25 protein-coding genes are annotated in these 26,456 nt (G+C 70.6%); 14 read left to right on the top strand and 11 right to left on the bottom strand.

Annotation, left to right across the window (positions count from 1 at the left end; genetic code table 11):
* The first annotated feature begins 4 nt into the window (after positions 1-4).
* Genes GT755_RS34045 through GT755_RS34035 form a run of 3 tightly spaced genes read left to right on the top strand, consistent with a single transcriptional unit; the run spans position 5 to position 3,347 of the window.
* Positions 5-1,015, top strand: a complete 1,011-nt coding sequence (locus GT755_RS34045) for a cobalamin B12-binding domain-containing protein (RefSeq protein ID WP_328794716.1) — start codon at positions 5-7, stop codon at positions 1,013-1,015.
* Positions 1,015-1,347, top strand: a complete 333-nt coding sequence (locus GT755_RS34040) for an STAS domain-containing protein (RefSeq protein ID WP_161483664.1) — start codon at positions 1,015-1,017, stop codon at positions 1,345-1,347. Before GT755_RS34045 ends, GT755_RS34040 begins: the two co-directional genes overlap by 1 nt.
* A gap of 47 nt (positions 1,348-1,394) precedes the next feature.
* Positions 1,395-3,347: a thioredoxin domain-containing protein gene (locus GT755_RS34035; protein ID WP_161483663.1), complete on the top strand. Its 1,953-nt coding sequence runs from the start codon at positions 1,395-1,397 to the stop codon at positions 3,345-3,347.
* Here the strand turns inward: GT755_RS34035 and GT755_RS34030 are convergent.
* A complete protein-coding gene (locus GT755_RS34030) occupies positions 3,344-5,485 on the bottom strand; it encodes a transglycosylase domain-containing protein (protein WP_328794715.1) in 2,142 nt (713 codons plus the stop codon). The genes GT755_RS34035 and GT755_RS34030 overlap by 4 nt on opposite strands.
* Positions 5,486-5,547: 62 nt before the next feature.
* A complete protein-coding gene (locus GT755_RS34025) occupies positions 5,548-6,015 on the bottom strand; it encodes an Lrp/AsnC family transcriptional regulator (protein ID WP_328794714.1) in 468 nt (155 codons plus the stop codon).
* 97 nt (positions 6,016-6,112) lie between these two features.
* Between GT755_RS34025 and hppD the strand changes: the two genes are divergently transcribed.
* From hppD to GT755_RS34010, 3 genes are all read left to right on the top strand, one after another.
* Positions 6,113-7,207, top strand: a complete 1,095-nt coding sequence (gene hppD, locus GT755_RS34020) for a 4-hydroxyphenylpyruvate dioxygenase (protein WP_161483661.1) — start codon at positions 6,113-6,115, stop codon at positions 7,205-7,207.
* Positions 7,208-7,276: 69 nt separating this feature from the next.
* On the top strand, positions 7,277-7,834 hold the full coding sequence (locus tag GT755_RS34015) for an RDD family protein (protein WP_235967977.1): 558 nt from the start codon (positions 7,277-7,279) through the stop codon (positions 7,832-7,834).
* Between the two features lie 58 nt (positions 7,835-7,892).
* Positions 7,893-9,290 carry a M1 family metallopeptidase gene (locus GT755_RS34010; RefSeq protein ID WP_161483659.1) on the top strand — a complete coding sequence of 466 codons (1,398 nt, stop codon included), beginning with the start codon at positions 7,893-7,895 and terminating at the stop codon, positions 9,288-9,290.
* A gap of 29 nt (positions 9,291-9,319) precedes the next feature.
* On the opposite strand, the gene ilvA is transcribed toward GT755_RS34010, so the two are convergent.
* From ilvA to GT755_RS33990, 4 genes are all read right to left on the bottom strand, one after another.
* Positions 9,320-10,534, bottom strand: coding sequence for a threonine ammonia-lyase (gene ilvA / locus GT755_RS34005; protein ID WP_161483658.1), 1,215 nt, complete (start codon positions 10,532-10,534; stop codon positions 9,320-9,322).
* A 27-nt stretch (positions 10,535-10,561) separates the two neighbouring features.
* Positions 10,562-11,164: a LysE family translocator gene (locus tag GT755_RS34000; protein WP_268903617.1), complete on the bottom strand. Its 603-nt coding sequence runs from the start codon at positions 11,162-11,164 to the stop codon at positions 10,562-10,564.
* Positions 11,165-11,330: 166 nt separating this feature from the next.
* A complete protein-coding gene (locus GT755_RS33995) occupies positions 11,331-12,323 on the bottom strand; it encodes an ROK family protein (RefSeq protein ID WP_161483656.1) in 993 nt (330 codons plus the stop codon).
* A 13-nt stretch (positions 12,324-12,336) separates the two neighbouring features.
* Entirely contained in the window at positions 12,337-13,512 is a 1,176-nt protein-coding gene (locus GT755_RS33990) for an FIST signal transduction protein (protein WP_030451937.1), read from the bottom strand.
* Between the two features lie 221 nt (positions 13,513-13,733).
* On the opposite strand from GT755_RS33990, the gene GT755_RS33985 reads away from it, so the two are divergent.
* The 4 genes from GT755_RS33985 (at position 13,734) to GT755_RS33970 (ending at position 17,875) form a co-directional block, all read left to right on the top strand.
* The gene (locus GT755_RS33985) at positions 13,734-15,107 is read left to right on the top strand and encodes a sigma 54-interacting transcriptional regulator (protein ID WP_235967967.1); all 1,374 of its coding nucleotides are present in this window, start codon (positions 13,734-13,736) and stop codon (positions 15,105-15,107) included.
* Positions 15,104-17,050: a vWA domain-containing protein gene (locus tag GT755_RS33980; RefSeq protein ID WP_161483654.1), complete on the top strand. Its 1,947-nt coding sequence runs from the start codon at positions 15,104-15,106 to the stop codon at positions 17,048-17,050. Before GT755_RS33985 ends, GT755_RS33980 begins: the two co-directional genes overlap by 4 nt.
* 118 nt (positions 17,051-17,168) lie before the next feature.
* Positions 17,169-17,417 (top strand): hypothetical protein, encoded by a 249-nt coding sequence (locus tag GT755_RS33975; protein ID WP_161483653.1) that lies wholly within the window; start codon positions 17,169-17,171, stop codon positions 17,415-17,417.
* Positions 17,418-17,443: 26 nt separating this feature from the next.
* Positions 17,444-17,875 (top strand): DUF2269 family protein, encoded by a 432-nt coding sequence (locus GT755_RS33970; RefSeq protein WP_161483652.1) that lies wholly within the window; start codon positions 17,444-17,446, stop codon positions 17,873-17,875.
* A gap of 4 nt (positions 17,876-17,879) precedes the next feature.
* On the opposite strand, the gene GT755_RS33965 is transcribed toward GT755_RS33970, so the two are convergent.
* Both GT755_RS33965 and GT755_RS40820 read right to left on the bottom strand, forming a co-directional pair.
* Complete coding sequence (locus tag GT755_RS33965; RefSeq protein ID WP_161483651.1) at positions 17,880-19,019, bottom strand: cystathionine gamma-synthase; 1,140 nt, start codon at positions 19,017-19,019, stop codon at positions 17,880-17,882.
* Between the two features lie 17 nt (positions 19,020-19,036).
* On the bottom strand, positions 19,037-19,171 hold the full coding sequence (locus tag GT755_RS40820) for a hypothetical protein (protein ID WP_268903611.1): 135 nt from the start codon (positions 19,169-19,171) through the stop codon (positions 19,037-19,039).
* A 133-nt stretch (positions 19,172-19,304) separates the two neighbouring features.
* Between GT755_RS40820 and GT755_RS33960 the strand changes: the two genes are divergently transcribed.
* The gene (locus tag GT755_RS33960; protein WP_328794712.1) at positions 19,305-20,465 is read left to right on the top strand and encodes a sensor histidine kinase; all 1,161 of its coding nucleotides are present in this window, start codon (positions 19,305-19,307) and stop codon (positions 20,463-20,465) included.
* Here the strand turns inward: GT755_RS33960 and GT755_RS33955 are convergent.
* Complete coding sequence (locus GT755_RS33955; RefSeq protein WP_161483649.1) at positions 20,451-21,821, bottom strand: cystathionine beta-synthase; 1,371 nt, start codon at positions 21,819-21,821, stop codon at positions 20,451-20,453. The two genes, GT755_RS33960 and GT755_RS33955, sit on opposite strands and share 15 nt — an antisense overlap.
* Before the next feature lie 119 nt (positions 21,822-21,940).
* Between GT755_RS33955 and GT755_RS33950 the strand changes: the two genes are divergently transcribed.
* The 3 genes from GT755_RS33950 (at position 21,941) to GT755_RS33940 (ending at position 25,636) form a co-directional block, all read left to right on the top strand.
* Positions 21,941-22,918, top strand: a complete 978-nt coding sequence (locus GT755_RS33950; RefSeq protein ID WP_161483648.1) for an SGNH/GDSL hydrolase family protein — start codon at positions 21,941-21,943, stop codon at positions 22,916-22,918.
* A 49-nt stretch (positions 22,919-22,967) separates the two neighbouring features.
* Positions 22,968-24,308, top strand: a complete 1,341-nt coding sequence (locus GT755_RS33945; RefSeq protein WP_202610825.1) for an outer membrane protein assembly factor BamB family protein — start codon at positions 22,968-22,970, stop codon at positions 24,306-24,308.
* Positions 24,309-24,415: 107 nt separating this feature from the next.
* A complete protein-coding gene (locus GT755_RS33940; protein WP_161483647.1) occupies positions 24,416-25,636 on the top strand; it encodes an acetyl-CoA C-acetyltransferase in 1,221 nt (406 codons plus the stop codon).
* On the opposite strand, the gene GT755_RS33935 is transcribed toward GT755_RS33940, so the two are convergent.
* Together GT755_RS33935 and GT755_RS33930 are read right to left on the bottom strand one after the other, a co-directional pair.
* The gene (locus GT755_RS33935) at positions 25,633-26,043 is read right to left on the bottom strand and encodes a PPOX class F420-dependent oxidoreductase (RefSeq protein ID WP_161483646.1); all 411 of its coding nucleotides are present in this window, start codon (positions 26,041-26,043) and stop codon (positions 25,633-25,635) included. The genes GT755_RS33940 and GT755_RS33935 overlap by 4 nt on opposite strands.
* Positions 26,044-26,095: 52 nt before the next feature.
* Complete coding sequence (locus tag GT755_RS33930) at positions 26,096-26,323, bottom strand: DUF4287 domain-containing protein (RefSeq protein ID WP_030451949.1); 228 nt, start codon at positions 26,321-26,323, stop codon at positions 26,096-26,098.
* Between the last annotated feature and the right edge of the window lie 133 nt (positions 26,324-26,456).

Genomic DNA, 26,456 nt, shown 5'->3' with positions numbered 1-26,456 from the left:
CGTCGTGGTCGACGTCGTCGACGAATACCTGGAGCGGGTCGGCTCCGCCGACGAGCTCGGCGCGGTCGATTTCGTCCTCGGCCTGCTCGATAAGGGCATGCCGGCCGAGTCGCTGCTCCTCGATGTGATCGCTCCCGCGCAGCGCCGGGTCGGCGAACTGTGGGCGGCCGGCACCTGGTCGGTGGCCCGCGAACACGGCGCCACCGCGATCAGCGAACGCGCCGTGGCCGCGATCACCACCGCCGTGCGCCCTCGCCCGACCCGCAGCCGCATCACCGTGGCCTGCACCGACGGCGAATACCACGCGCTGCCGACCCGCCTGCTGGCCGAGGTGCTGCGGCTGCGCGGCTGGCACGTCGACTTCCTCGGGGCCAACGTGCCGGGCCCCCACCTGATCACCCACCTCCACCAGACCGGCCCCGACGCGGTCGCGATCGGCTGCGCCCTCCCCACGAGGCTGCCGCGTGCCCACGCGACGCTGACCGCCTGCCAGGCCGTCGGCATCCCGGTCCTCGCGGGCGGCTCGGGCTTCGGCGCCGACGGCCGCTTCGCCGTCAAACTCGGCGCCGACGGCTGGGCCCCCACCGCCGACGCGGCGGCCGACCTGCTCGAAGAGGGCAGGCTTCCGTCGTTCCCCACCCCCGGCGCGGTCCTGCCCCACCTGGCCGACGAGGAGTACACGCTGTTCACCAAGCGCCGGGGCGAGATCCTCGCCGGCGTGACGGCCGAACTCCCCCGCCGGTTCCCGCCGATGCGCGACTACACCCAGGCCCAGGTCGACCACACCGCCGACGACCTGGCCCACATCGCCGACTTCCTCTCCGCCGCCCTCTACATCGACGACACGAGACTGTTCACCGACTTCGTCACGTGGACCTGCGACCTCCTGCACGCCCGCGGCGTGCCGTCCCGGTCGGTGGCGCTGGCCCTGCGCCTCCTCCACGACGAACTGCATGATTTCCCGCGCGCCCGCCACCTTCTGGCGGAGGGCACGCTCGCCGCAGATGGAGCCTGATGGAAACCGCGCCCTTCCTGGTTGAGATCGACAATCCGGAGCCCGACACCACCCGGCTGACCCTGTCCGGAGACTTCGACTACACGACGTCGGGCGAGCTGGCCGCCCTGACGCCCACACTGATGAGCAGAGGCCTGAAGGTGCTGGAGGTCGACCTGAACGGGGTGACCTTCATCGACTCGTCGGGGCTGGCCACCTTGATCCACCTCTTCCACGCCGCGGAGGAGGTTCCGGCGGAGATGCGGTTCGTGGGGATGACGCCGTACATCGCGCATCTTTTCGAGGTGACGGCGCTCGACCAGGTGTTCAACCTGCCGACGTCGGCCGCGTAGCGTCGCCGGGGCCGGGCCGTCAGGGTCGCTCACCTAGGCTTGACCGTATGAACCGGCTGGCCGGGGCCACGAGCCCCTACCTGTTGCAGCACGCCGACAACCCCGTCGACTGGTTCGAATGGGGCCCAGACGCCTTCGCCGAGGCCAGACGCCGCGATGTCCCCCTCCTCATCTCCGTCGGCTACTCCGCCTGCCACTGGTGCCACGTCATGGCCCACGAGTCCTTCGAGGACAGGGGCACGGCCGCGATCATGAACGCCCGGTTCGTCAACATCAAGGTCGACCGGGAGGAGCGTCCCGACGTCGACGCCGTCTACATGGCCGCCACCCAGGCCATGACCGGCCAGGGCGGCTGGCCGATGACCGTCTTCGCCACCCCCGACGGCCATCCCTTCTACGCCGGCACCTATTTCCCGCGTGCGGGCTTCCAGCGCCTGCTGATGGGCGTCCACGAGGCCTGGACGACCGACCGCGAGGCGGTGCTCAGCCAGGGCGGCAAGGTCGTCGAGGCGCTCAACGAGCGCGCGGCCCTGCCGTCGGGGCCGCTGCCGACGGCCGAGACGCTGGAGGCGGCGGTGCGCAGCCTGCGCGAGGGCTTCGACCCCGAGCGCGGCGGTTTCGGCGGCGCGCCGAAGTTCCCGCCGTCGATGGTGCTGGAGTTCCTGCTTCGGGTACGCACCCCCGACGCCCGCGCCATGGCCGACACCACCCTTGAGGCGATGGCCCGGGGCGGCCTCTACGACCAGCTCGCCGGCGGGTTCGCCCGCTACAGCGTCGACGCCTCGTGGGTGGTGCCCCACTTCGAGAAGATGCTCTACGACAACGCCCTGCTGCTGCGCGTCTACGCCCACTGGTGGCGTGACACCGGCTCTCCGCTGGCCAGACGCATCGCCCTGGAGACGGCCGAGTGGATGATCGCCGAGCTCCGCACCCCCGAGGGCGGCTTCGCCTCAGCCCTCGACGCCGACAGCGAGGGCGAGGAGGGGCGCTTCTACGTCTGGACCCCCGACCAGCTCCAGGAGGTCCTCGGGCAGGCCGACGCCGCCTGGGCCGCCGAGTTGTTCGAGGTCACCGGCACCTTCGAGCACGGCACCTCGGTGCTCCAGCTTCTCGCCGACCCCGACGACCCCGACCGCTACGAGTCGATCCGGGCGCGGCTGCGCGCGGCGCGGGAGCTGCGGGTCCGGCCCGGCCGCGACGACAAGGTGGTCGCCGCCTGGAACGGCCTGGCCATCGCCGCGCTGGCCGAGACGGGCGCCCTGTTCGACCGTCCGGCGCTGGTCGAGGCGGCGACGCGGGCGGCGACCCTGATCGACGAGGTCCACATCGACGACGGGCGGCTGCTCCGCACCTCACGCGACGGCCGCGCGGGCGGCAACGCCGGGGTGCTCGAAGACTACGCCGACGTCGCCGAGGGTTTCCTGACCCTCTACGGCATCACCGGCGACTCCCGCTGGTACCGGCGGGCGGAGGCCCTGCTCGACACCCTGCTCGACCGGTTCCCCGACGGCGCGGGCGGCTTCTTCGACACCGCCGACGACGGCGAACGTCTCTTCCAACGGCCCCAGGACCCGACCGACAACGCGACGCCCTCGGGCCAGTTCGCGGCGGCCGGGGCGCTGCTGTCCTACGCCGCCCTGTCGGGGTCCACCCGCCATCGCGAGGCGGCCGAGGGCGCGCTGGGCCCGGTCTCCACCCTGGCCGACCGCTACGCCCGCTTCGCCGGCTGGGGCCTGGCCGTCGCGGCGGCGGCCCTGGCGGGCCCGGTCGAGGTGGCCGTCACCGGCGACCTCTCCGACGACCGCACCAGGGCGCTGCACCGCGCCGCCCTCATGTCGGGAGCCCCGGGCATGGTCATCGCGCTGGGCGAGGGCGAGGTGCCGCTGATGGCGGGCCGCACCCTCGTGGACGGCGAGCCCGCCGCCTATGTGTGCCGGAACTTCGCCTGCCGCCTGCCGGTGACCACCCCGGCCGCGCTCAGGGCGGAGCTGTCGGACTAGCGGGTGCCGACCGGCACGTCGGGCGGGTTGTTCTCGTCGGGCAGGTCGGGCTGCTGGTTGTCGGGCTCCTCGGTCACCGGGGGCTCGTCGTCGGGACCCCCGCCGTCCGACGGCGGGGGCGTCGTCTCCGGCTGCCCGCCGTCGTCGCCGGGCGGCGGCGTGTTCCAGTCGTCGCCCGGGGCCGTCGGGGTCGGGTCGGGGCTCGGCTCGTCGGAGGCGAACTCGCGTTCCTCGTCGTCGGTCGGGCGGTAGTAGTCGTTGTCCCATCGGTAGTAGGTCACCGGGTCGGGGAACTCCTTGACCGGTTTGCCCTCCATCGCGGTCGTCATGAACGCCTTCCAGATCTGCGCCGGGAGGGTGCCGCCGTAGAGCTCGCCGTAGCCGGGGATGGTGACCGGGAGGTTGTCGTCGCGGAACATGTCGACCGCCACCGAGAGCTGCGGGGTGTAGCCGGTGAACCAGACGGCGGCCGAGGCGTCGGTCGTGCCGGTCTTGCCGGCCACCGGCCGGTCGTAGAGGCGGGCGCCGGTGCCGGTGCCCGAGGTGACGACCTGCTCCATCGCGTAGGTGGCGTCGGTGGCGGTGTCCTCGGTGAAGACGCGGCGGCCGGTGGTGTCGGTCTTGCGGGTCTTGCCGGACGCGTCGGTCACCGACCTGATCACGTGGGGCTCGTGGTGCACGCCCCCGGCGGCGAACGTGGCGTAGGCGCCGGCCTGCTGGACGGCGCTCACCGACGCCACCCCCAGCGGGAAGGTGGCGGCCTTGCGGTGCTGCGCGAGCTGTTCGGCGGGGATGCCGGCCGCCTCGGCCGCGGCGGCGATCTTGTCGAGGCCGATCTGCTGGCCGAGGTCGACGAAGGCGGTGTTCACCGAGTATTGGGTGGCCTGCACCAGGTTGACCGACCCGTAGGAGGAGCCGCCCGAGTTGGGGATGGCGGCGCCGTTGACGTACATGGGCGAGTTGCCGTAGTAGCGCTGGGTCAGCGGCACGCCGTCCTGGAGGGCGGCGGCGAGGGCGTAGGCCTTGAAGGTGGAGCCGGCCTGGACCTTCGCGTCGAAGGCGCTGTTCCACTCGCTCTGGGCGTAGTCGCGGCCGCCGTAGAAGGCGACCACCTCGCCGTTGCCCGGGTCGACGGCGGCCAGGCCGGCGCGGACCTTCTTCGGGGTGCCCTCGGGCAGTACGTCGGCCACGGCGTCGGAGGCGGCGGCCATCAGCTTCTTGTCGAAGGTCGTGGTGACCTTGAGGCCGTCTTGGAAGATGTCCTCGTCGCTGTAGCCCATGCGGTTCAGCTCGCCGACCACCTGAGCCAGCATGTAGCCGTTCTGACCCGACAACGACAGCGGCTTCTTCTGCTTCTTCAGCTCGGGGAAGGTCATCTGGGCGGCCTGCGCGGGGGTGACGGCGCCGATCTTGACCATGCCGTCGACGACCGACTTCCAGCGGGCCTGCGCGGCGGTGAGCATGGCGCCGGTCGGGTTGGCGAAGTTGGACGGCTGCTGGATCACCGCGGCCAGGTAGGCGCCCTGGGCGGGGGTCAGCTTGCCGACGTCGACCCGGAAGTAGGCCTGGGCCGCGGCCTGGATGCCGTGGGCGCCCCGGCCGAAGTAGATCGTGTTCAGGTACTGCTCCAGCACCCAGTCCTTGGACTTGGAGCGATCCACCTTCAGGGAGATCATGATCTCCTTGAGCTTGCGCATGATGGACCGTTCCTGGCTGAGCCCGCTGTAGTAGTTGCGCACGAGCTGCTGGGTGATCGTCGAGCCGCCCTGGATCTGGTTGCCCGTGAGGGTCGACCACATCGCCCTGGCCGTACCGGAGAGAGAAACTCCCTGATCCTGGTAGAAGGTGCGGTTCTCGGCGGCGATGACCGCTTCCCTGACCACCTTCGGCACCGCCGAGAGCGGCACGTTCTTACGGTCGACGCCCCGGTTGGCGAGCACCGTCTTGCCGTCGCGGTAGTAGATCACCGAGCCCTGCGCGGTGGCGAGCTCCTGGGTGGTGTCGGGGATGGGGGTGAGCACCCAGATCACCGCGAAGGCGCCGATCGCGGCCACGGCGGCGGCGCCGAAGCCGATGAGGGCGATGCGCAGGAACCTCCGTCGGGGCCACAAACCCGCGATCTTCCTGCCGATCCCCACGCGCACCCCCCGGCCGACGACGAACCACCACCGTAAACGATACGTCGTGATGCTCCGTGCGCTTAGCGCTGTGCCGCCCTGACCAGCGGAAGTGTGCGGTAAGGGACGGGTGTGTCCAGTGCGATCACCGATTCGGTGCGCATGACCCCGTGGAGATCGACGATCAGGTCGATGACCCGCTGGAGGTCGGCGTTGTTGCGGGCGACGATACGGCACAACATGTCGCCGCTGCCGGTGATCGTGTGGACTTCGAGCACCTCGGGGATGCGGCCGAGCCGGTCGGCCAGCGGCTCGTGGCCGGACACCTGCCGGATCTGGAGCGTCACGAACGCCGTGACATCGTAGCCGAGGGCGGCCGGGTCGATCTCGGGACCGAAACCGGTGATCACCCCGCGCGCGACCAGCCGGTCGAGCCGGGCCTGGACGGTGCCCCGGGCGACGTTGAGGCGGCGGCTGCACTCGAGTACCCCGATTCTGGGCTCCTCATTCAGCAATGCCACAAGTCGAACATCCAGCTGGTCAACGCTCACAACTTTTCTCTTCCCGGTCCGCCGCGCACTAGACACATTGTCCACTGTTTCCGGACACAGTTGCACAGGTTGGACACTGAAGAACAGAGTGGGCCTCATGAGCGATGACGTGTTCCCTGTCCACGGCATGGACGCGGTCGTGTTCGCGGTAGGCAACGCGAAGCAGGCCGCCCACTACTACTCGACCGCCTACGGCATGACGCTGATCGCGTACAAGGGGCCGGAGACCGGCAGCCGCGACGAGGTGGCCTACGTGCTCAAGTCGGGCGGCGCCCGGTTCGAGTTCCGCGGTGCGGTCCGGCCCGACACCGATCTCGCCCGCCATGTGGCCGCGCACAGCGACGGCGTGATCGATCTCGCCATCGACGTGCCCGACGTCGAGGCGGCCTACCGGCACGCGCTCGCCCAGGGCGCCACGGGCCTGGCGGAGCCGTACGTGGTCGAGGACGACTTCGGCAAGGTGGTGCTCGCGGCCATCGCCACCTATGGCGAGACCCGCCACACCCTGGTCGACCGGTCCAACTACACCGGCCCCTACCTGCCGGGATATGTGGCGGCGAAGCCGATCGTGGAGCCCGGCAGGCGGATGTTCCAGGCGATCGACCACTGCGTCGGCAATGTCGAGCGCATGGAGGAGTGGGTCGAGTTCTACGAGCGGGTCATGGGCTTCACCCGGATGGCCGAGTTCATCGGCGACGACATCGCAACCGAGTACTCGGCGCTGATGTCGAAGGTCGTGGCCGACGGCACCCGCAAGGTCAAGTTCCCGCTCAACGAGCCGGCCTTGGCGAAGAAGAAGTCGCAGATCGACGAGTACCTGGAGTTCTACGGCGGCCCCGGCGTGCAGCACATCGCGCTGGCCACCAACGACATCCTCGACACCGTCGACCGCATGCGCGCCGCCGGGGTGGAGTTCCTGGAGACGCCCGACTCCTACTACGACGACCCCGAGCTGCGTGAGCGCATCGGCAACGTGCGCGTCCCGGTCGAGGAGCTGAAGAAGCGGCGCATCCTGGTCGACCGCGACGAGGACGGCTACCTGCTGCAGATCTTCACCAAGCCCGTCCAGGACCGCCCGACGGTGTTCTTCGAGTTCATCGAGCGGCACGGCTCCCTCGGCTTCGGAAAGGGCAACTTCAAGGCCCTGTTCGAGGCGATCGAGCGCGAGCAGGAGCTGCGCGGCAACCTGTAGATCTTTACACCCCGTTTTCTTTACTACGCGGCGGATTTGTCCTGGTCCGCAGCAGGTGATCACGTTGGCATGGCTTCTCCGACTCCGCCGCCGGGTGATCTACCGGGCCAGGACCCGTCCCAGCCCTGGACACCGCCGCCGGCGCCGGGCGGGCGTCCCCCGTACGGGACGCCTGCTCACGGCGCCCCGCCACCGGCCGGCCAACCCCTCGCCGGCCGGTGGCGCCGACTTTTCGCGGGCATCGTGGACGCGGTCATCGTGGCCGTCGTCTCCTCGCCGTTCACCTACGAGTCGTGGTCGGCGGTCTACGACGAGCGCACCGGGACCTGGCACGCCGAGCAGGCGAGCCACTGGTTCTGGGGCCTGCTGATCGGGTTCCTCTACTACTGGCTCTTCCACGCCTACTGGAACGGCCAGACCCCCGGCAAGAAGATCCTCCACATGCGGGTGGCCCGGGAGGACGGCGGCCCGATCGGCGTCGGCCAGGCGGCGCTGCGCTCGGTCGTGTACGTCGTCCTCACGGCGACCTGCTGCCTCGGATTCCTGGACCTGGTCTGGATTTTGTTCGACCGCAGAAAGCAGGCGTTGCACGACAAAGCGGCATCAACGCTGGTCGTCGATGCCTGAGGGGGTCCGCGACCTCGCATAAGGTGTCCCGGCAGGGTCGGTTCGGGGAGGGGCACCCATGCGTTTGACCAGGGCGCTGTCAGGCGCGCTCATCGTCGTCACACTCACGAGTTGTTCGCCGTCGGGGGCGTCCGAGCACGGGCTCACCCGTTCCGGCACGGCCGGGGCGGCCGGGATCGGCGACGCCGACTTCCCCAACGACGGCAACGGCGGCTACGACGTCGGCCACTACACCCTGGCCCTGGGCTACGACCCCGCCACCCGGCTGCTGGCCGGCACCGCGACCATCGACGCGACCGCGACCGAGAACCTGTCGAGCTTCAACCTCGACCTCCGCGGCTTCACGGTCAGCTCGGTGACCGTCGGCGGGCGGCCGGCGAAGTTCACCCGGTCGGGCGACGAGATGACCGTCACCGCCGACCTGCCCAAGGGCTCCACGTTCCGGGCCGCGGTCACCTACCAGGGGGAGCCCAAGCCGGTCCGCGACTCCTCCAACCTCGGCACCTACGGCTTCGTGCCGACGAGCGACGGCTCGTTCGTCACCTCCGAGCCCAACGGCGCCAAGACCTGGTTCCCGGGCAACGACCACCCGGCCGACAAGGCGACCTACGAGTTCCGGCTGACCGTGCCCGACGGCGTGACCGCCATCGCCAACGGCGAGCTGGCCGGGGAGCCGACGTCCAAGGGCGGCAAGACCACGTTCGTCTGGCGCGAGACCCACCCGATGGTGAGCTACCTGGCGACCATGACGACCGGGAAGTTCCTGGTGAAGACCGGCGACTCCGGGGGCGGCATCCCCGTCTACGCGGCCGTCGACCCGCGCTACCAGAACCAGCTCGACCGGCTCTACGAGGTCTCGGCGCGCATCACCGACTACTGGTCGTCGGTCTTCGGGCCCTACCCGTTCAAGTCGACCGGCGGGATCGTCGACGACTTCGCCTCGGGCTACGCGCTCGAGAACCAGACCAAGCCGATCTACGGCGGCTTCGAGCCCGACGAGGGCATCATCTCCCACGAGCTGGCCCACCAGTGGTTCGGCGACAGCGTGAGCATCAGCCGCTGGAAGGACCTGTGGCTCAACGAGGGCTTCGCGACCTACGCCGAGTGGTTGTGGAGCGAGCACCAGGGCCAGGCGACCGCGCAGCAGACCTTCGACCGCCACTACGCCAACACCACCGACCCGATGTGGAACTATCCGCCCGGGGTGGCGCAGAAGAACGACCTGTTCAACAACTCGGTCTACTACCGGGGCGCGATGGCCCTCCACGCCCTGCGCGTGCGGGTCGGCGACGACGCCTTCTTCAAGATCATCCGCCGGTGGGCGACCGAGCACCGCTACGGCAACGCGACCACCGAGCAGTTCATCTCCCTGGCGGAGCAGGTCTCCGGGCGGAAACTCGGCGACCTCTTCGACCAGTGGCTCTTCGAGAAGGGCCGCCCGGCGACCCTCGGCTGACCTCGTCGAGGGCCCCGGCGATTCGGCGCTCAGGAGAAGATGAGTTTGTAGCCGTCCCGCCTGAGGGCGGCCAGCACGTCGTCGCAGTGGTCGGGGCCGCGGGTCTCCAACTGGAGCAGCACCTCGGCCTCGTCGAGGTGGAGACGGGCCCCGACACGTTCGTGCACGACGTCGAGCACGTTGGCCTTGAGCTCCGCGAGCCTCCTGAGCAGCGCGGCCAGCGCGCCGGGCCGGTCGGCCAGGCGGATGCGGAAGGCCAGGTAGCGCCCGGCGGCGGCGAGGCCGTGGCGCAGCACCCGGGCCAGCAGCAGCGGGTCGATGTTGCCGCCCGACAACACCGCGACGACCGGGGGCTCGAAGGCGTGCGGCTTGTCGAGCAGGGCCGCCACCCCGGCGGCGCCCGCCGGCTCGACGACCATCTTGCCGCGTTCGAGGCAGAGCAGCAGGGCGCGCGACAACGACTCCTCCGAGACGGTCACCACCTGGTCGACCAGGTAGTGGATCATCTCGAACGGCAGGTCGCCCGGCCGGCCGACGGCGATCCCGTCGGCCATCGTGAACTGCGGTTCGACCATCACCGGGTGACCGGCCGCGAGCGACTCGGGATAGGCCGCGGCGCGTTCGGCCTGGACGCCGACCACCCGTACACCCGGACGGAGGTGCTTGGCCGCCAGGGCCACCCCGGCCGCGAGACCCCCGCCGCCGATGGCGACCACGATGGTGCCCGTCTCGGGGAGCTGCTCGATGATCTCCAGCCCGATCGTGGCCTGACCGGCGATGACGTCGGGGTGGTCGAAGGGGTGGATGAAGACCGCGCCGGTCTCGTCGGCGTGGCGGCGCGCGGCCCGCAGGGCGTGGTCGACGGTGTGCCCGGCGAAGATGACCTCGGCGCCGTAGCCCCGGGTCGCCTCGACCTTGGGCAGCGGGGCGCCCTCGGGCATGTAGACGGTCGACTTGGCGCCCAGCAGCCCCGAGCCGAACGCCACACCCTGGGCGTGGTTGCCCGCGCTGGCCGCGACGACCCCCCGGGCCCGCTCCTCCTCGGTCAGCCGGGCGATCCGCACGTAGGCGCCGCGCACCTTGAACGACCCGGCCCGCTGGAGGTTCTCGGCCTTGAGGTAGACCGGCCCGCCGATCGTCTCGGACAACACACGGGAGTGGACGACCGGTGTGTGGGCGATCACGCCCTTGAGGAGTTCACGGGCGGCGAGCACGTCGTCGTACGTCACCTGCGGTGCAGCCATGCGCGCAATCCTGCCACTAGCCTGCCGCTACGGTGTGGCCAGCACGGCCTTGGACCGGTCGGCGGCCAGGTGCACCGCGAAGGCCCCCAGCACGGTCCCGGTGACGTAGCGCTGGATCCGCACGGCGGCCGGCCGCGTCGACAGATAGGCGGCCAGCCCGCCGGCCCCCAGCACGATCAGGCCGTTGACGAGGATGCTGACGGTCATCTGCACACCCCCGAGCGCGAAGCTCTGCAGGATCACGTGGCCGTGGGCGGGCTCGATGAACTGCGGCAGCAGCGACATGTAGAGGATGGCGGCCTTCGGGTTGAGCAGGTTCGTGACCAGCCCCATGACGAAGAGCCGCCCGTTGGAATCGGGCGGGAGCTCCTGCGCGGCGAAGACCGCCTGCCCGCCCGGCCTGACGATCTTCCAGGCGAGATAGACGAGGTAGGCGGCACCGACGAGCTTGATCGCCGTGTACGCGGCCGGGACCAGCGCGAAGATCGCGGTCAGCCCCAGGCAGGTGGCGATCAGGTAGACGACGAACCCGACCAACGTGCCCATCAGGGAGACCAGCCCGGCCCTGCGCCCTTGGGAGATCGCCCGCGAGGTCAGATAGATCATGTTAGGCCCGGGAGTCAACACCATCCCGAGCGAGACCACGGCGATCCCCGCCAGCGCACCCCACTCCATGAACGGGAGCAGCCTCTCCCGAACCGGGAATATTCCCTCAGCGAAGGACGAAATGACCGCCGCACCACCCGACGCCCGATCCGGCACTACGTGCCGGAAATTTCGGCATATGGCGCGGGGCTCAAGGGGACCAGTAGCGGTCGCCGCCAAGGATCAGTGCCGCCGCGCCGATCAGCCCCGCCTCCTGGCCCAGCGCGGCCGGGACCACTCGCACCCGGGCCGAGAAGCCCATGCGGGCGTGGGCGCGCAGTGTCTCCTCCAGGGGCTCGAACAGCAGTGGGCCCGATTGGGAGAGGCCGCCGCCGATGGTCACCAAATCGACGTCGCACAGGTGGGTGGCCGAGGCGATGGCCAGGCCCAGGGCCCAGCCCGCGCGGTTCATGGCCGCGACCGCGATCTGGTCGCCCGCCGCGGCGTCGACGGCCAGCTGGCGGCCGGTCGCCCTCGCGTTCTCGCGGTAGAGGGCAGCGGCCTCCCGCTCGGAGAGTTCGGGGTCGAGCGGGCCGGCGGCGGGGGCGCCGGGCACCCAGCCCTGGTCGACCGCCCAGGCCGCGAGGGCGGGGCCGCGGGCGACGGCCTCCAGGCAGCCGTTGCCGCCGCAGCCGCAGGGCGGGCCCGCCGAGTCGACGATCACGTGGCCGATGTGGCCGGCGTTGCCGGTGCCGCCGTTGATCAGGCGGCCACCGAGGATGAGGCCGCCGCCGACGCCCGTCGAGACGACCATGCCGATCATGTCGTCGACGCCCCGACCGGCGCCCTTCCAGTGTTCGGCCGCCGCCAGTGCGATGGCGTCGTTGTGGATGCGCACCGGGACGCCGGGGAACCGCTCCCGGAGCCGGGCCACCACCGGGAAGCCGTCGCGCCAGCCGGGCATGTTGAGGGGGGCGACCACGCCCTCGGGCCAGGTCATCGGGCCGCCGCAGCCCACGCCGACGCCGTCGACCGGTTCGGAGCCGACCGTGGTCTCGATCAGCGACCACAACGCCCGCCACAGGGTCTCGGCGTCGCCGCCGGGCACGGTGGGCGCCACGTTCGAGGTCAGGATGTCTCCCGACCCGTCGGTCAGGGCGACTGCGCACTTCGTGCCGCCGATGTCGATCGCCAGAACCGCCACGGCGCCGACTGTCTCACGACGACGACGAGAAGACCAGGACGGAAGCCGTGAATCCGTGCACGTGGTTCACTCCGCCCACCGGCCCGACCTCCCCGGCGGCGAAGAACCCGGCGATCCCGATGGGGCCGAGGGTGTCGCGCAGGGCCAGGGCGTCGTGGTCGGGGGTGCCGAACATCGCCGAGCCCCGGCCGTTGCAGGAGAACAGCAGCGCGCCGTCCACCCGGCCGCCCGACTCGATGTGGGCGTCGAGCAGCTCGTAGAGGTCCTCGTCGGCCGTCTCGGCGTCGCGGACCTGGAAGCGGACCGTGCGGCCGATCTCCACCACGTCGCCGATGGCCACGGCCTCGCGTTCGGGGTCGATGCCGAGCACGCCCCGGATCAGGAAGTCGCCGCGCTCGTGGCGTTCGGCGTACTCGTCCATGGCGACGCCGATCTGGAGGCCGCTGGCGACGAGTTCGCGGTCGTCCTCGTCCAGGGAGCTCACGATGTCTTCGAGCCGGGCCAGCGCGGGCTGGCCGGCGAGTTCGAGCAGCAGGTTGTCCTCGGCGGCCGTCACGACCATCGTCGGGCCGATCGGGCGGCAGCCCTGGCTGACCACCGTGCTGATCTGGACGGGGCCGCTCAGCAGCACGCCGATCGCGCCCTCGGTGTAGACCTCGCCGTCGGTGAAGAGCCGGACCGAGCCCCGCCCGCGCAGCCCGTTGGCCAGGCCGCCGATGATCGGCAGGTTGCCCAGCACCTCGCCGGAGTGCTCGATGAAGGCGTCGGTCGGGAAGCTGTAGGGGTCGGCGAGCATGATCGCCACCCGGTCGTCGGGGTCACGCTCCGGCAGTCCGATCACCACGAACCGGTCATCGGCCCGCAAGGACTCCAGCGCGAAGGTCGTCACCCGCGCCTCGCCCAGGCTGGCCGCCCACGCGGACACGGCCGGCGTCAGCTCGACGCCCTGGGCGTCGCCGATCACGCCGGTGGCGCTGCAGCCGATCACCGCGGCGTCCGGGACCAGCGCCATCGCGCGCTGCCCGGCCCGCGCGACGTCGTCGGGGTCCTCCCCGCAGATGAAGAAGCAGACCAGGTCGGCGGGCCCGGAGAGGCCTTCGACGGCCTGCCGGACGGCCGATTCGGCGCTCTCCACGAGATCGGGCCCGACGGCGAGACCGTCGGCGAACCGGCTGGTGATTACCGCCATCGTCTCGCCCCCTCTTTTACGGACAAGTCGCGCTATCTCGGGTAGATGTCTTGCATAGGCTTCATGCCCCGTTTCTCCCCAGTAGCACGTTGCCGACGCGTACGGATCGTCACGCAATGGTCAAGATCCGAATCTGGCTCGTGGCGGCAATCGGGTGCCTGGAAGTCCAATCGCGACGTAGTCTCGATCCCGTGCACAAATCGCCAGCACCTGCTCCGACATTGAGCACTCTGCGCGAACTGCGCGAGAGCGGACATGTCCACCGGACAGTCAAAGCCGAGATCCGCGAGAACCTGCTGGCCAGGCTGCGTGCCGGCGAGCCGAGGTTCCCGGGCATCGTCGGGTTCGACGACTCCGTGCTGCCCCATCTCGAACGCGCGCTGATCGCCGGGCACGACGTCGTGCTCCTCGGCGAACGCGGTCAGGGCAAGACCCGCTTGATCCGCACGGTCGTCGGGCTGCTCGACGAGTGGACGCCGGTCATCGCCGGCTGCGAGATCAACGACCACCCCTACGAACCCGTCTGCGGACGTTGCCGCGCGCTCGGCGAGGACGAGATCGTCGTCGCCTGGAAGCACCGCAGTGAGCGCTACGGCGAGAAGCTCGCCACCCCCGACACCTCGGTCGGCGACCTGATCGGCGACGTCGACCCGATCAAGATCGCCGAAGGCCGCACGCTGGGCGACCCCGAGACCGTCCACTACGGCCTGGTGCCGCGCACCAACCGGGGCGTCTTCTCCGTCAACGAGCTGCCCGACCTGGCCGAGCGCATCCAGGTCGCGCTGCTCAACGTGCTGGAGGAGCGCGACATCCAGGTCCGCGGCTACAACCTGCGCCTTCCTCTGGACGTCCTGCTCATCGCCTCCGCCAACCCCGAGGACTACACCAACCGGGGCCGCATCATCACGCCGCTGAAAGACCGGTTCGGGGCGGAGGTGCGCACCCACTACCCGAAGTCGGTCGACGACGAGCTGGTCCTGATCCGTCAGGAGGCCATGGGCGACATCGGCGCCGACGTGCCCGACCACCTGGTGGAGATCATCGCCCGGTTCACCCGGCTGGTCCGCGAGTCGTCCGCCGTCGACACGCGGTCGGGCGTGTCGGCCCGCTTCTCGATCGCCGCCGCCGAGACCGCGGCCGCCTCGGCCGTCCGGCGGGCCGCCCTGGCCGGTGAGGATCTGCCGGTGGCGCGGGTCTGCGACCTGCCGGGGATCGTCCACACGCTGCGCGGCAAGGTGGAGTTCGAGGTCAGCGAGGAGGGCCGGGAGATCGAGGTGCTGGCCCACCTGCTCCGGAGGGCCACCGCCGAGACCTTCCGCGGCACCCTGGGCGGCGCGGACCTCGCGCCGCTGCTCGACAAGTTCGCCCAGGGCGCCCAGATCGAGTCGGGCGAGCTGGTCGGCGCCACCGAACTGCTGCGCCGGATCGGCCGGGTCGAGGGCCTCGCCAAGATCATGTCACGGATCGGCATGGGCGAGGGCGACGAGTCCCCCGGCCACGCCGCCGCCGCGCTGGAGTTCGCCCTCGAAGGCCTCTACCTGATGCGCCGCCTGTCGAAGGACGACATCGCGGGCACCGCGGTCTACCGCACGTGACCTCCTACCGGTACGGCGAATACCAGGACGGCCCCGACCCCCTGGCGCCGCCCTACGACGTCAGGGGCGCCCTCGACGAGATGGGCGACGCCATCCTGTCGGGCTCGACCCCGCTCGACGCGCTGCGTGACCTGCTGAAACGCGGGCTGCCCAACGCGCCGGACCGCCGTGGCCTGGAGGAGCTGCTCCGGCAGGTCCGCAAGCGCCGGCGGGACCTGCGGCAGAACACCCGGCTCGACGGGATCCTGGAGCAGGCCAGGGAGCTGCTCGACCGCGCCCTCGACCAGGAGCGCACCGAGCTGTTCCCCGACCCGTCCGACGACGCCCGTTTCCGCGAGACCCAGCTCGACAACCTGCCGGGCGACACCGCGAGGGCCGTACAGGAACTGTCGGAGTACGACTGGCGGTCGCCGCAGGCGCGCCGGTCGTTCGAGGAGCTGCGCGACCTGCTGCGGCGCGAGGTGCTCGACAGCCAGTTCAAGGGCATGCGCGACGCCCTGGCCAACCCCGATCCGGCCGCGATGGAGCGGGTCAGGCAGATGATGGCCGCGCTGAACGAGATGCTCGACCGCGACGCCCGGGGCGAGCACACCCAGCAGGACTTCGACGACTTCATGCGCGACTACGGGGACATGTTCCCCGAGAACCCGCGCAACCTGGAGGAACTGGTCGACCAGCTCGCCCGCCGGGCCGCCGCCGCCCAGCGCATGCTGGCCTCGATGACCCCGCAGCAGCGCGCCGAACTGGCGAGCCTGATGGACCAGACCCTCCAGGACAGCGGCCTGGCCGACCAGATGCGCCGCCTCGGCGACTCCCTGTACACCCGCCGCCCCGACCTCGCCTGGAACTCCGCCGAGCGGGTCAGCGGCGAGTCGCCGATGAGCATGGGCGACTCCGTCAGCGCCCTCCAGGAGTTGGCCGACCTCAACTACCTGGAGTCGTCGTTGCGCCAGGACTACCCGGGCGCGCGCCTGTCCGACGTCGACGAGGAGGCGATCCGCCGGGCGCTGGGCCGCTCGGCCGTCGACGACCTGCAGGCCCTCAAGCAGATCGAGCGCGAGCTGGAGCAGCAGGGCTACCTGCGCCGCAACCGCGGCAAGCTGGAGCTCACCCCGAAGGCGGTCCGCCGCCTCGGCGAGACCGCGCTGCGCCGGGTCTTCAACTCGCTTGAGAGCACCCGCCGCGGCGACCACGACCAGCACGACGCCGGGGCCGCCGGAGAGCTGACCGGCTCGACCCGGCCGTGGCGCTTCGGCGACGAGCAGCCGATCGACGTGGTCCGCACGGTGATCAACGGGGTGCGCCGGGGCGGCGGCAGCCCGGTGACCCTGTCGGTGGACGATTTCGAGGTGGCCGAAACCGAAAGGCGGTCGGCCGCGGCCGTCTGCCTGCTGGTCGACCTGTCCTATTCGATGGCGCTGCGCGGCACCTGGGCGGCGGCCAAGCAGACCGCGCTGGCCCTCCAGGCGCTGGTGGCCTCGAAGTTCCCGCAGGACTCGGTGCAGATCATCGGCTTCTCCAACTACGCCCGGGTGCTCCAGCCCGACGAACTGGCCGGCCTCGAATGGGACATGGTCCAGGGCACCAACCTGCACCACGCGCTGCTGATCGCGGGCCGCCACCTCGACCGCCACCCCGACTTCGAGCCGGTCGTCCTGGTCGTCACCGACGGCGAGCCGACCGCCCACCTGATGCGCGACGGCACCCCGCAGTTCGAGTGGCCCCCGTCGAGGGAGACTCTGGAGCTGACGCTGGCCGAGGTGGACAAGATGACCCGCCGCCGGGCCACGCTCAACGTCTTCATGCTGGCCGCCGACGAACGGCTCAGGGCGTTCGTGGACGAGGTCGCGCGGCGCAACGGCGGCCGGGTGTTCGCCCCCAACGTCGACAAACTCGGTGAGTACGTCGTCAGCGACTTCCTGCGAGCACGCCGACGGTCATAGTGGACGAAGGGTGATATCGGTCTAACAACAGGTGAGATCACCCTGTCCGGCGCCTCACAACCGGGCGGCCGCGCGACCTCATAACGTGCGATGCACCGCAGCGATTGGAGTCGCGCACATGTTGTCCAGTTTCATCCTCGTCGTCTCACTCCTGCTCGCCTTCGGCGCCCTGGCGGGCTTCGCCCTCGTGGTGCACAGCATCAAGCGGGAGGACCGCCGGCGCAGCCTCACCCTCAGCCCCCAGAGCGCCCTGTCGTCGTTGTCGCGGCGCATGCTCGGACTCAACGTGGACCACACCGCTTGTGTGATCCACCCCGAGCAGGCCTGCCCGACATGCGCGAAGGTCGACGACACCCTGACGGTGTGAGGCGTGATCGCGATAGCCTTCGGCGCATGTCGTTCCTCGACAAGCTGCTGCTCTGGCTGCACATCGCCTTCGCCATCTTCGCGATCGGCCCGCTGACCGTCGTCACGAGCTCGATCCCGCGCTACATCCGCAAGCAGGACCTGAACGTCCTGCGATATCTGAAGCGGATGGGCCGGGTGTTCGGCCTGCTGACCCTGGGTGTCTTCCTCTTCGGTCTGCTGCTCGGGGGCAGCAACCTGGGAGAGGTCTACCTGACCGTATCCATGACGCTGTTCATAGTCGCGGCCGTGATGCTCGTCATCATCGACCGCGACACGAAGAAGGCGATCGCCGCTCTGGAGAACGACGACCCGTCCGACGACGGGAAGGTCCAGGTGGCGCGCATCGCCGCGCTGGGCGGCATCGTCGCCCTGATCTGGCTGGTGATCCTCGTCCTGATGGTGTTCTTCAACCCGTAGGGGATCAGCCGAGGGCCTGGGAGAGATCGTCGAGGAGGTCCCCGACGGTCTCGATGCCCACCGACAGACGCACCAGGTCGGCCGGAACCTCCAGCGGCGAGCCCGCCGCGCTCGCGTGGGTCATCCGGCCGGGGTGCTCGATCAGCGACTCGACGCCGCCGAGCGACTCGCCGAGGGTGAACAGCCGGGCCCGGTCGCACACGTCGACGGCCGCCTGCTCGCCGCCCGCGACCCGGAACGACACCATGCCGCCGAAGCGCTTCATCTGCTTGGCCGCGATCTCGTGGCCGGGGTGGCGCTCGATGCCCGGGTAGAAGACCTCGATCACCTTCGGGTGGGAGAGCAGCAGGTCGACCACCCGCTCGGCGTTGTCGCAGTGGCGGTCCATGCGCACTCCGAGGGTCTTCACGCCGCGCAGCGTCAGCCACGCGTCGAACGGCCCGGCCACCGCGCCCATGGCGTTCTGGTGGTAGGTGAGCTCCTCGCCGAGGGCGACGTCGCGGGCGACCAGCGCGCCGCCGATGACGTCGGAGTGGCCGCCGACGTACTTGGTCGTCGAGTGGACGACCACGTCGGCGCCGAGGGCCAGCGGCTGCTGCAGGTAGGGCGAGGCGAAGGTGTTGTCGACCACGAGCAGCGCGCCGCCGTCGTGGGCGATGGAGGCCAACCGCTCGATGTCGGCGATGCCGAGCAGCGGGTTCGTCGGCGTCTCGACCCAGATCACCTTGGTCTCGGGCCGCATCGCGGCGCGCACCGCGGCGGCGTCGCCGAGCGGGACGGGGTCGTAGGCCAGGCCCCAGCGCTCCAGCACCTTGGCGAACAGCCGGTAGGTGCCGCCGTAGGCGTCGTCGGGGATGATCACGTGGTCGCCCGGCCGGCAGACCGTCCGGAGCAGGGTGTCTTCGGCGGCGAGACCCGAGGCGAACGCCAGCCCGCGCACGCCGCCTTCGAGGGCGGCCAGGCACGACTCGAGGGCGGTCCGGGTCGGATTCGCCGAGCGGCTGTATTCGTATCCGCCTCGCAGCCCGCCCACGCCGTCCTGCTTGTACGTCGAGACGGCGTAGATGGGCGGGACCACGGCCCCGGTCAGCGAGTCGGGTTCCTGCCCGGCGTGGATGGCCAGGGTTTCGAAGCCTTCAGTCATGGTGTCGAGCGTATCGGCTAGGCCGCCTTCTGCTTTTCCTTCGTTCCGAAGTCCGACTCCTCGAAGCGCGAGAGCAGGACGGGGTCGGCGAGCGCCAGCACACCGACGAGCACCAGGCCTAACGCCACCAGGGCGATTGCGATCACGGTCATGGTGACCACCTCCACTCTCAATGGAACAAGACGGACATTCGTCTTCATCTCGCCCATGGGAACGGTTCGCCGTGCCGGGGTCGGCCGATCGGCCGATGTCCGGTCTACCCCTTTCGTCGTAGCCTCTGCGATCGTGTGGGAACGACTCAGCACCTGGACGCAGCGGGCCGGCGAGATCGCGCTGCTCGGCCTGCTCGGACTGCTCTGGGTGTTCGACACCATCCTGACGACGGCGCCGGCCGACGCCACGGGGGCGCTCGTCTGCGTCATCGGCGGAGGCGTCGGCATCCTGGCGGTGGTGCTGCGCAAGCGCCGGACCTGGCTGGTGGCGGTCGCGCTGAGCGCGGCGTCGCTGGTGCTGTCGGCGGTCGTGGCCGGGGCGCCCGACCTGCGGGCGGTGGGGTTCACCGAGGCCGGGGCGTTCATGGTGCTGACGATCACCGTGCTGCGCCGGGTGGAGCCGATCAGGAACGCCGTCGTGCTCTCCGTCGGCATCCTGGTGGTGCTGATCAGCCTCCCGGCACTCCGGTTCGAGGGGCCGGAGAACGGCTACGCGAACGCGGCCACCCAGGCGGCCACGATCGTCTACCTGCTCGGATGGGCCGTGGGCGCCGGGATCGGCGGCTACCTGCGCGTCCAGCAGGAGCGCCGCAAGATCGGGGAGGAGCGGGTCAGGAGGGGCGAGCGCCTGGAACTCGCCCGGGAGCTGCACGACCTGGTCGCCCACCACATCACCGGCATCGTCGTCCAGGCCCAGGCCGCCCGGACCGTCGGCGAGACCAACCCCGAGGCGGTGCTCCCGGCGCTCGACGCCATCGCCGGTGCCGGGAGCGAGGCGCTGACCTCGATGCGCCGCCTCGTCGGCGTGCTGCGGGCCGACGACCACGCCACCCGCAACGTCGGCGTCACCCTCGACGACCTGCGGAAGATGGTCGGCCAGTTCTCCCCGGCCGCCACGTTCGACCTCGGGCCGGGCGTCGCGTCGCTGACCCTGGCCCCGGAGGTGCTGACCACGCTGCACCGGGTGCTGACCGAGTCGCTCACCAACATCCGCCGCCACGCCCCGCACACGCCGTGGGTGGAGGTGCGGCTGACCACGTTCGAGGACTCGGTGCGGCTCCGCGTCGCCAACCCCCTGTCGGCCGCCGACCCGCGCCTGTCGCGGCTCGGCGGCGGCTTCGGGCTGATCGGCATGGCCGAACGCGTCGAGACCATGGGCGGCCACCTCGTCGCCGGCCCGGTGGCCGGGCACCTGTGGGAAGTGGCCGCGGAGCTGCCCCTACCGGCCCGATAGGAAGGCGAGCAGGTCCTGCCTGGTCACGAGGCCGGCGGGCTTGCCGTCTTCGAGCACGACCGCGGCGTCGGCCTTCTCCAGCGCCTCGATCGCCCGGGCCACCGCCTCGCCGGAGCCGACCATCGGCAGCGGGGCCGACATGTGGTCGCCCAGCGGGTCGTCGGCGTGCACCTTGCCCCGGTAGAGGCCGTCGAGCAGGTCGCGCTCGACGATCGAGCCGACCACCTCGGCGGCCATGACCGGCGGCTCCTCCTTCATGACGGGAAGCTGGGAGACGCCGTACTCGCGCATGATCGCGATGGCCGTGGACACGGTCTCATGGGGGTGCACGTGGACGAACTGGGGCAGCACCCCGCCCTTGCGCCCGAGCACCTCGCCGACGGCGTGTTCGTCGGCCGCCGTGGACAGGAAGCCGTAGTCGGCCATCCACTCGTCGTTGAAGATCTTGGACAGGTAGCCGCGTCCGCTGTCGGGCAGCAGCACCACCACGACGTCGTCGGGGCCGGCGTTGCGGGCCACCCGCACCGCCGCGACCGTGGCCATCCCGCACGAGCCGCCGACCAGTAGCGCCTCCTCACGGGCCAGCCGCCGGGTCATGCCGAACGAGTCACGGTCGGAGACCGCGATGATCTCGTCGCAGATGGTGGTGTCGTAGGTGGCCGGCCAGATGTCCTCGCCGACGCCCTCGACCAGGTAGGGACGGCCGGTGCCGCCCGAGTAGACCGAGCCCTCGGGGTCGGCGCCGATGATCTTCACCCGGCCGTCGGAGATCTCCTTGAGGTAGCGGCCGGTGCCGCTGATCGTGCCGCCGGTGCCGACGCCCGCCACGAAGTGGGTGATCCGGCCCTCGGTCTGCTCCCAGATCTCCGGGCCGGTCGAGTGGTAGTGGCTGGCCGGGTTCTCGGGGTTGCTGTACTGGTCGGGCTTCCAGGCGTTCGGGACCTCACGCGCGAGGCGGTCGGAGACCGAGTAGTAGGAGTCGGGGTGGTCGGGCGAGACGGCCGTCGGGCAGACCACGACCTCGGCGCCGTAGGCGCGGAGGACGGCGATCTTGTCGTTGGCGACCTTGTCGGGGCAGACGAACAGGCACTTGTAGCCCTTCTCCTGCGCCACGATGGCCAGCCCGACCCCGGTGTTGCCCGAGGTCGGCTCGACGATCGTGCCACCCGGCTTCAGCGCGCCGCTGCGCTCGGCCGCCTCGACCATGCGCAGGGCGATGCGGTCTTTGACCGAGCCGCCGGGGTTGAAGTATTCGACCTTCGCCAGCACCTGCGCCGGCGCGCCCGCCGTCACCTTGCGGAGCCTCACGAGCGGGGTGTTCCCCATCAGCTCGATCAGCGAGTCGTGTACGCGCACCGCGAGAACCACCTTGTGTTCTTTGCCGAAGCTTTGTCGGCCGGACGGCTGCCTCAGCCCCAAGGGGGTGACCGGGGCTCGGCTAGTTTTCACCTCACACCGTATAGGGGGTTGGGCCGGTGATCTGGACTCCGGGTGCGGCACGGGCCGCCAGGCGCATCGCGACGGCGGCGGCGCTGGGCGGGGGCGGGGTGACTGCCCTCGGCGCGGCGACCTACGCGCTCCTGCTGGCCGAGGCCATGGTCGCCCGCCGCATCGTCGGCCGCCCGGTCTCCGAGGACGGCCCGCCCTCCGACGGCGTCTACGGCGACCAGTCCGGCGAGCCGATCTCCATGGCCGTGCTGGGCGACTCGACCTCCGTCGGCCTCGGCATGACCGACCCGAAGGACACCCCCGGCGTGAACCTGGCCCTCGGCCTGGCCTCGGTGGCCGAGCGGCCGGTGCGGCTGACCGTCGTCGGCCGCTCCGGGGCCATCTCCCGCGACCTCGACGCCCAGGTCGACCGCGCCCTCGACGCCCGTCCCGACATCGCGGTGATCTTCATCGGCGCCAACGACGTCACCACCCAGACCCGCCCGGCCACCGCGGTCCGCCACCTCCAGGACGCCGTCCGGCGGCTGCGCGAGTCGGGCGCGCAGGTGGTGGTGGGCACCTGCCCGGATCTCGGCACGGTCCGGCCGATCGCCCAGCCGTTGCGCTGGGTGACCCGCCGGTGGAGCCGTCAGCTCGCCGCGGCGCAGACGATCGGGGTGATCGAGGCGGGCGGGCGCACGGTCAGCTTCGCCGACCTGCTCGGACCCTCGTTCATGACAAATCCGACAGAAATGTTCGGACCCGATCGATTCCATCCAAGTGCCCGAGGCTACCTACAGGCCGCTTACACAGTGCTACCTTCTGTATGCGCCGCGCTCGACCTGTGGCCAGAGCCCTCCGCCGAGCGCGTCGAAGGCTCGCAATACCTTCTGGCGGCGATGGCCGTTGAGGAACCCGGAACCGAGGTCACCGCGACCCGTGTCGCAGGCCGGGCGGTCGGTCCCCACGGACGGTGGGCCATGCTGCTCCGCCGCAGACGGGACGTGGTGTCTCCGCACACCTGATTCCGGTCACCCTCGGCGTCCGGGCCGTCACCCCCTGGAGGAGTGAATCTTGATACGGCCCCATGCCCTCGCGCTCGCCCTGCTCACCTGTGGAGCCCTGGCCGCCTGCTCGGGCAGTGACGCCGCCATCGCCCCCGCCGACTTCCCGACCTGGCACAACACCCAGGTCAACGTGGTCAGCCGGACCACCACCGGAGCCGGGGTGGCGGCTCTGACGTCGATGCGGGCCGACGGGAACCTGGAGACCGTGGCCGTCGAGCTGTCCAGCGGGAAGAGGCTCTGGGCCCAGCCCGCGACGATGGCGGGGCGGCTGCCCGGCATGGGCGTGCAGGCCCCCGCCACCGTCGAGACCGCCCCCGGCCAGGGGGTCGTGGTCGCGCTCGACCCGGCCAAGCAGGGCCGCTGGAACGCGACGCTGATCGCGCGCGAGGCCCGTACCGGAAAGCAGCTCTGGACCCGGCCGGTCCACTCGACGTTCGGCCCGCAGCGCTGCGGCGGGTACGTCTGCATGTCGGAGCACACCGCGCTGGCGAACGCCCGCATGATCGTGCTCGACCCCAAGACCGGCAAGGTGGTCTGGAAGATGCCCGGCATCGCCGAGGTCGAGTGGTCCGACGACAAGCACGTCGTCATCCTGCGCCTCGCGGCCGACCCGGTCGTCGAGGCCTACTCGCTGAAGGACGGCACCCAGTTGTGGCAGCAGCCGGTGCAGGCCGCCCTCGGGAACGGGGTCGACCTGTCGGGCGGCTGGGCGTTCGGGGTCTCCGGCGACCGGCTGGTGGGCTACATCGCCCCGTACACCCACCCCAAGACCGGGAAGACCTCCACGTTCGGGATGTTCTCGATCCGGCTGGCCGACGGGGTGATCGACTGGGTCCGGCCGTCGGTGGTGCGGGTCTACCCGAGCGGCAACCCGGCGGTGTCACCGGTGGTGCGGCCGGTCGACGGCCAGGGCACCTACGGCGGGTTCGCCCGGCTCGACGGGCAGAGCGGGCGGGTGATGGGGCAGATCACCGCCACCCAGGTGCCCGGTTCCGGGTGGTGGCTGGCCTTCCCGCAGGCGATGAACACCCTCGGGTTCCTCAAGCACAACGCCCCCGGCTCGGCCTTCGACCTGTCGACCGGCCAGGCCACCCAGGTCAAGGGCGTCCGGAGCTGGTCGTTCTGCGTGACCGACCCGCAGCCCCTGGGCAAGGCCGCCGCCGGGTTCTACTCCGTCGCCGCGCTCTGCGAGTTCGACCTGGCCACCGGCAAGCGCACCACCGACGCGGGCGCCCCCCCGGCCTGGTTCACCGGCGCCCAGAACGGCTGGCGCCTGTGGCGCGACGAGAAGGGCGCCCTCCACGGCGTCAAGGACGCCACCACCACCCTGCCGGGCATGTACGGCTGAGTTGTGCACCAGTACAAAGTTCTGTTTTCTGGCACCCTGCCGCCGATTTCTGGAATACCAGGTAGTAGCCTCCGGGGAGAGGTCCGCCGTCACACTGGAGAGCCCCCATGCCTGAGGCAGTCATCGTCGCGACCGCCCGCTCCCCCATCGGCCGCGCCAACAAGGGATCGCTCAAGGAGATCCGCGCCGACGACCTGACCGTCCAGATGGTCACGGCGGCGCTGGCGAAGGTGCCGCAACTCGATCCGAACGAGATCGACGACCTGCTGCTCGGCACCGGTCAGCCGGCCGGTGAGCAGGGCTTCAACCTGGCCCGGGTGGTCACCGTGCTGCTCGGGCTCGACGGGGTGCCGGGCACCACCGTCAACCGCTACTGCTCCTCGTCGCTCCAGACGACCCGCATGGCCTTCCACGCCATCAAGGCGGGCGAGGGCGACGTGTTCGTCTCGGCCGGGGTCGAGTGCGTGTCGCGGTTCGTCAAGGGCGCCGCCGACTCGTGGCCCGACACCCGCAACACCCGGTTCCTGGACGCCAAGGCCCGCACCGACGCCGCCGCGGCGGGCGGCACGCCCCCGTGGCACGACCCCCGTGACGACGGGAACGTGCCCGACATCTACATGGCGATGGGCCAGACCGCCGAGAACGTCGCCTCCTCGCGTGGCATCAGCCGCCGCGAGCAGGACGAGTTCGGCGTCCGCTCGCAGAACCTGGCCGAGAAGGCCCTGGCGAACGGCTTCTGGGAGACCGACATCACGCCGGTCACGCTGCCCGACGGCACCGTCGTCAGCACGGACGACGGCCCCAGGGCGGGCACCACCTACGAGGCGGTCTCGCAGCTCAAGCCGGTCTTCCGCCCCGACGGCACGGTCACCGCGGGCAACTGCTGCCCCCTCAACGACGGCGCCGCCGCCGTGGTCATCATGAGTGACGTGAAGGCCGCCCAGCTCGGCATCACCCCGCTGGCCCGGATCGTGTCGACCGGCGTCACCGGCCTGTCGCCCGAGATCATGGGCCTCGGCCCGGTCGAGGCGTCGAAGAAGGCGCTGGCCAAGGCCGGCATGGCGATCGGCGACGTCGACCTGGTGGAGATCAACGAGGCGTTCGCGGCCCAGGTGATCCCGTCGTACCAGGACCTCGGCATCGACCTCGACCGGCTGAACGTCAACGGCGGCGCCATCGCGGTCGGCCACCCCTTCGGGATGACCGGCGCGCGCATCACCTCGACGCTGCTCAACAGCCTGCGTTTCCACGACAAGACCATCGGCCTGGAGACCATGTGCGTGGGCGGCGGCCAGGGCATGGCGATGGTCGTGGAGCGGCTCTCCTAACCGTGGAAGTCGGGACCGGCCTTCGTCACGGTGACGCGCATGATCACCCGCCGGTCCCGCTCCATCGCGGCGCGGTAGTCGTCCCAGTCGGGGTGTTCGCCGCTGATGCGGCGGTAGTAGTCGACCAGCGGTTCCATCGCCTCGGGCAGCGAGACCACCTCGGCCGTGCCCTCCAACTGAAGCCACTGGCCGTAGAACTCGTCGGTCATGACGGTGAGCACGACCTCGGGGGTGTGCCGCACGTTCCTGGTCTTGACCGCGCCCTCCCGGCTGCTGATGACGACGTGGTCGTGGGCGTCGACTCCGACCGTGACGGGTGAGGTCTGGATGCGGCCGTCGGCGTAGCGGGTGACCAGAACCGCGCGGTGGTTGGCCCGGACGAACTCCAGAGCCTTGCTGATGTCCATGAACACAATGATGCGCCCGCGCCGGAGGGGGCGCGGGCGCTGGGAAGACCTGTCAGAAAATGTGGCCGCGTCGGCGTCGCTCGTGCTCCAGCACGATGGCGGCGGCGTAGCCGTGGGTCAGCCCGTGCTCGTCGGCGAGCCAGTTGGCACGCTCGTCGCAGCGAGAGAACGACGGACCGTTGTCGATGGCTTGAAACCACTCGGGGAGTTCGCGTCCGGTGATCGTGGGGACGCGGGCGATGAGCTTTGTTTGGGTCTCCGGTGAGTGGTTCAACGACATAAGCACCTCCACGGATAAGGCTCTTTGAGTCGACACTGCCTCACGGCCAGGGGCTTGACAAGACCCAACAGACATCTCTTCGTTACGAATTGTTGATCTTTTGTTCCTCGCCGTACAACGAAAAACGCCCCCG

The sequence above is a fragment of the Herbidospora solisilvae genome (assembly GCF_009901565.1).
Taxonomy (GTDB): Bacteria; Actinomycetota; Actinomycetes; order Streptosporangiales; family Streptosporangiaceae; genus Herbidospora; species Herbidospora solisilvae.
This window is presented reverse-complemented; position numbering and strand designations above follow the sequence as displayed.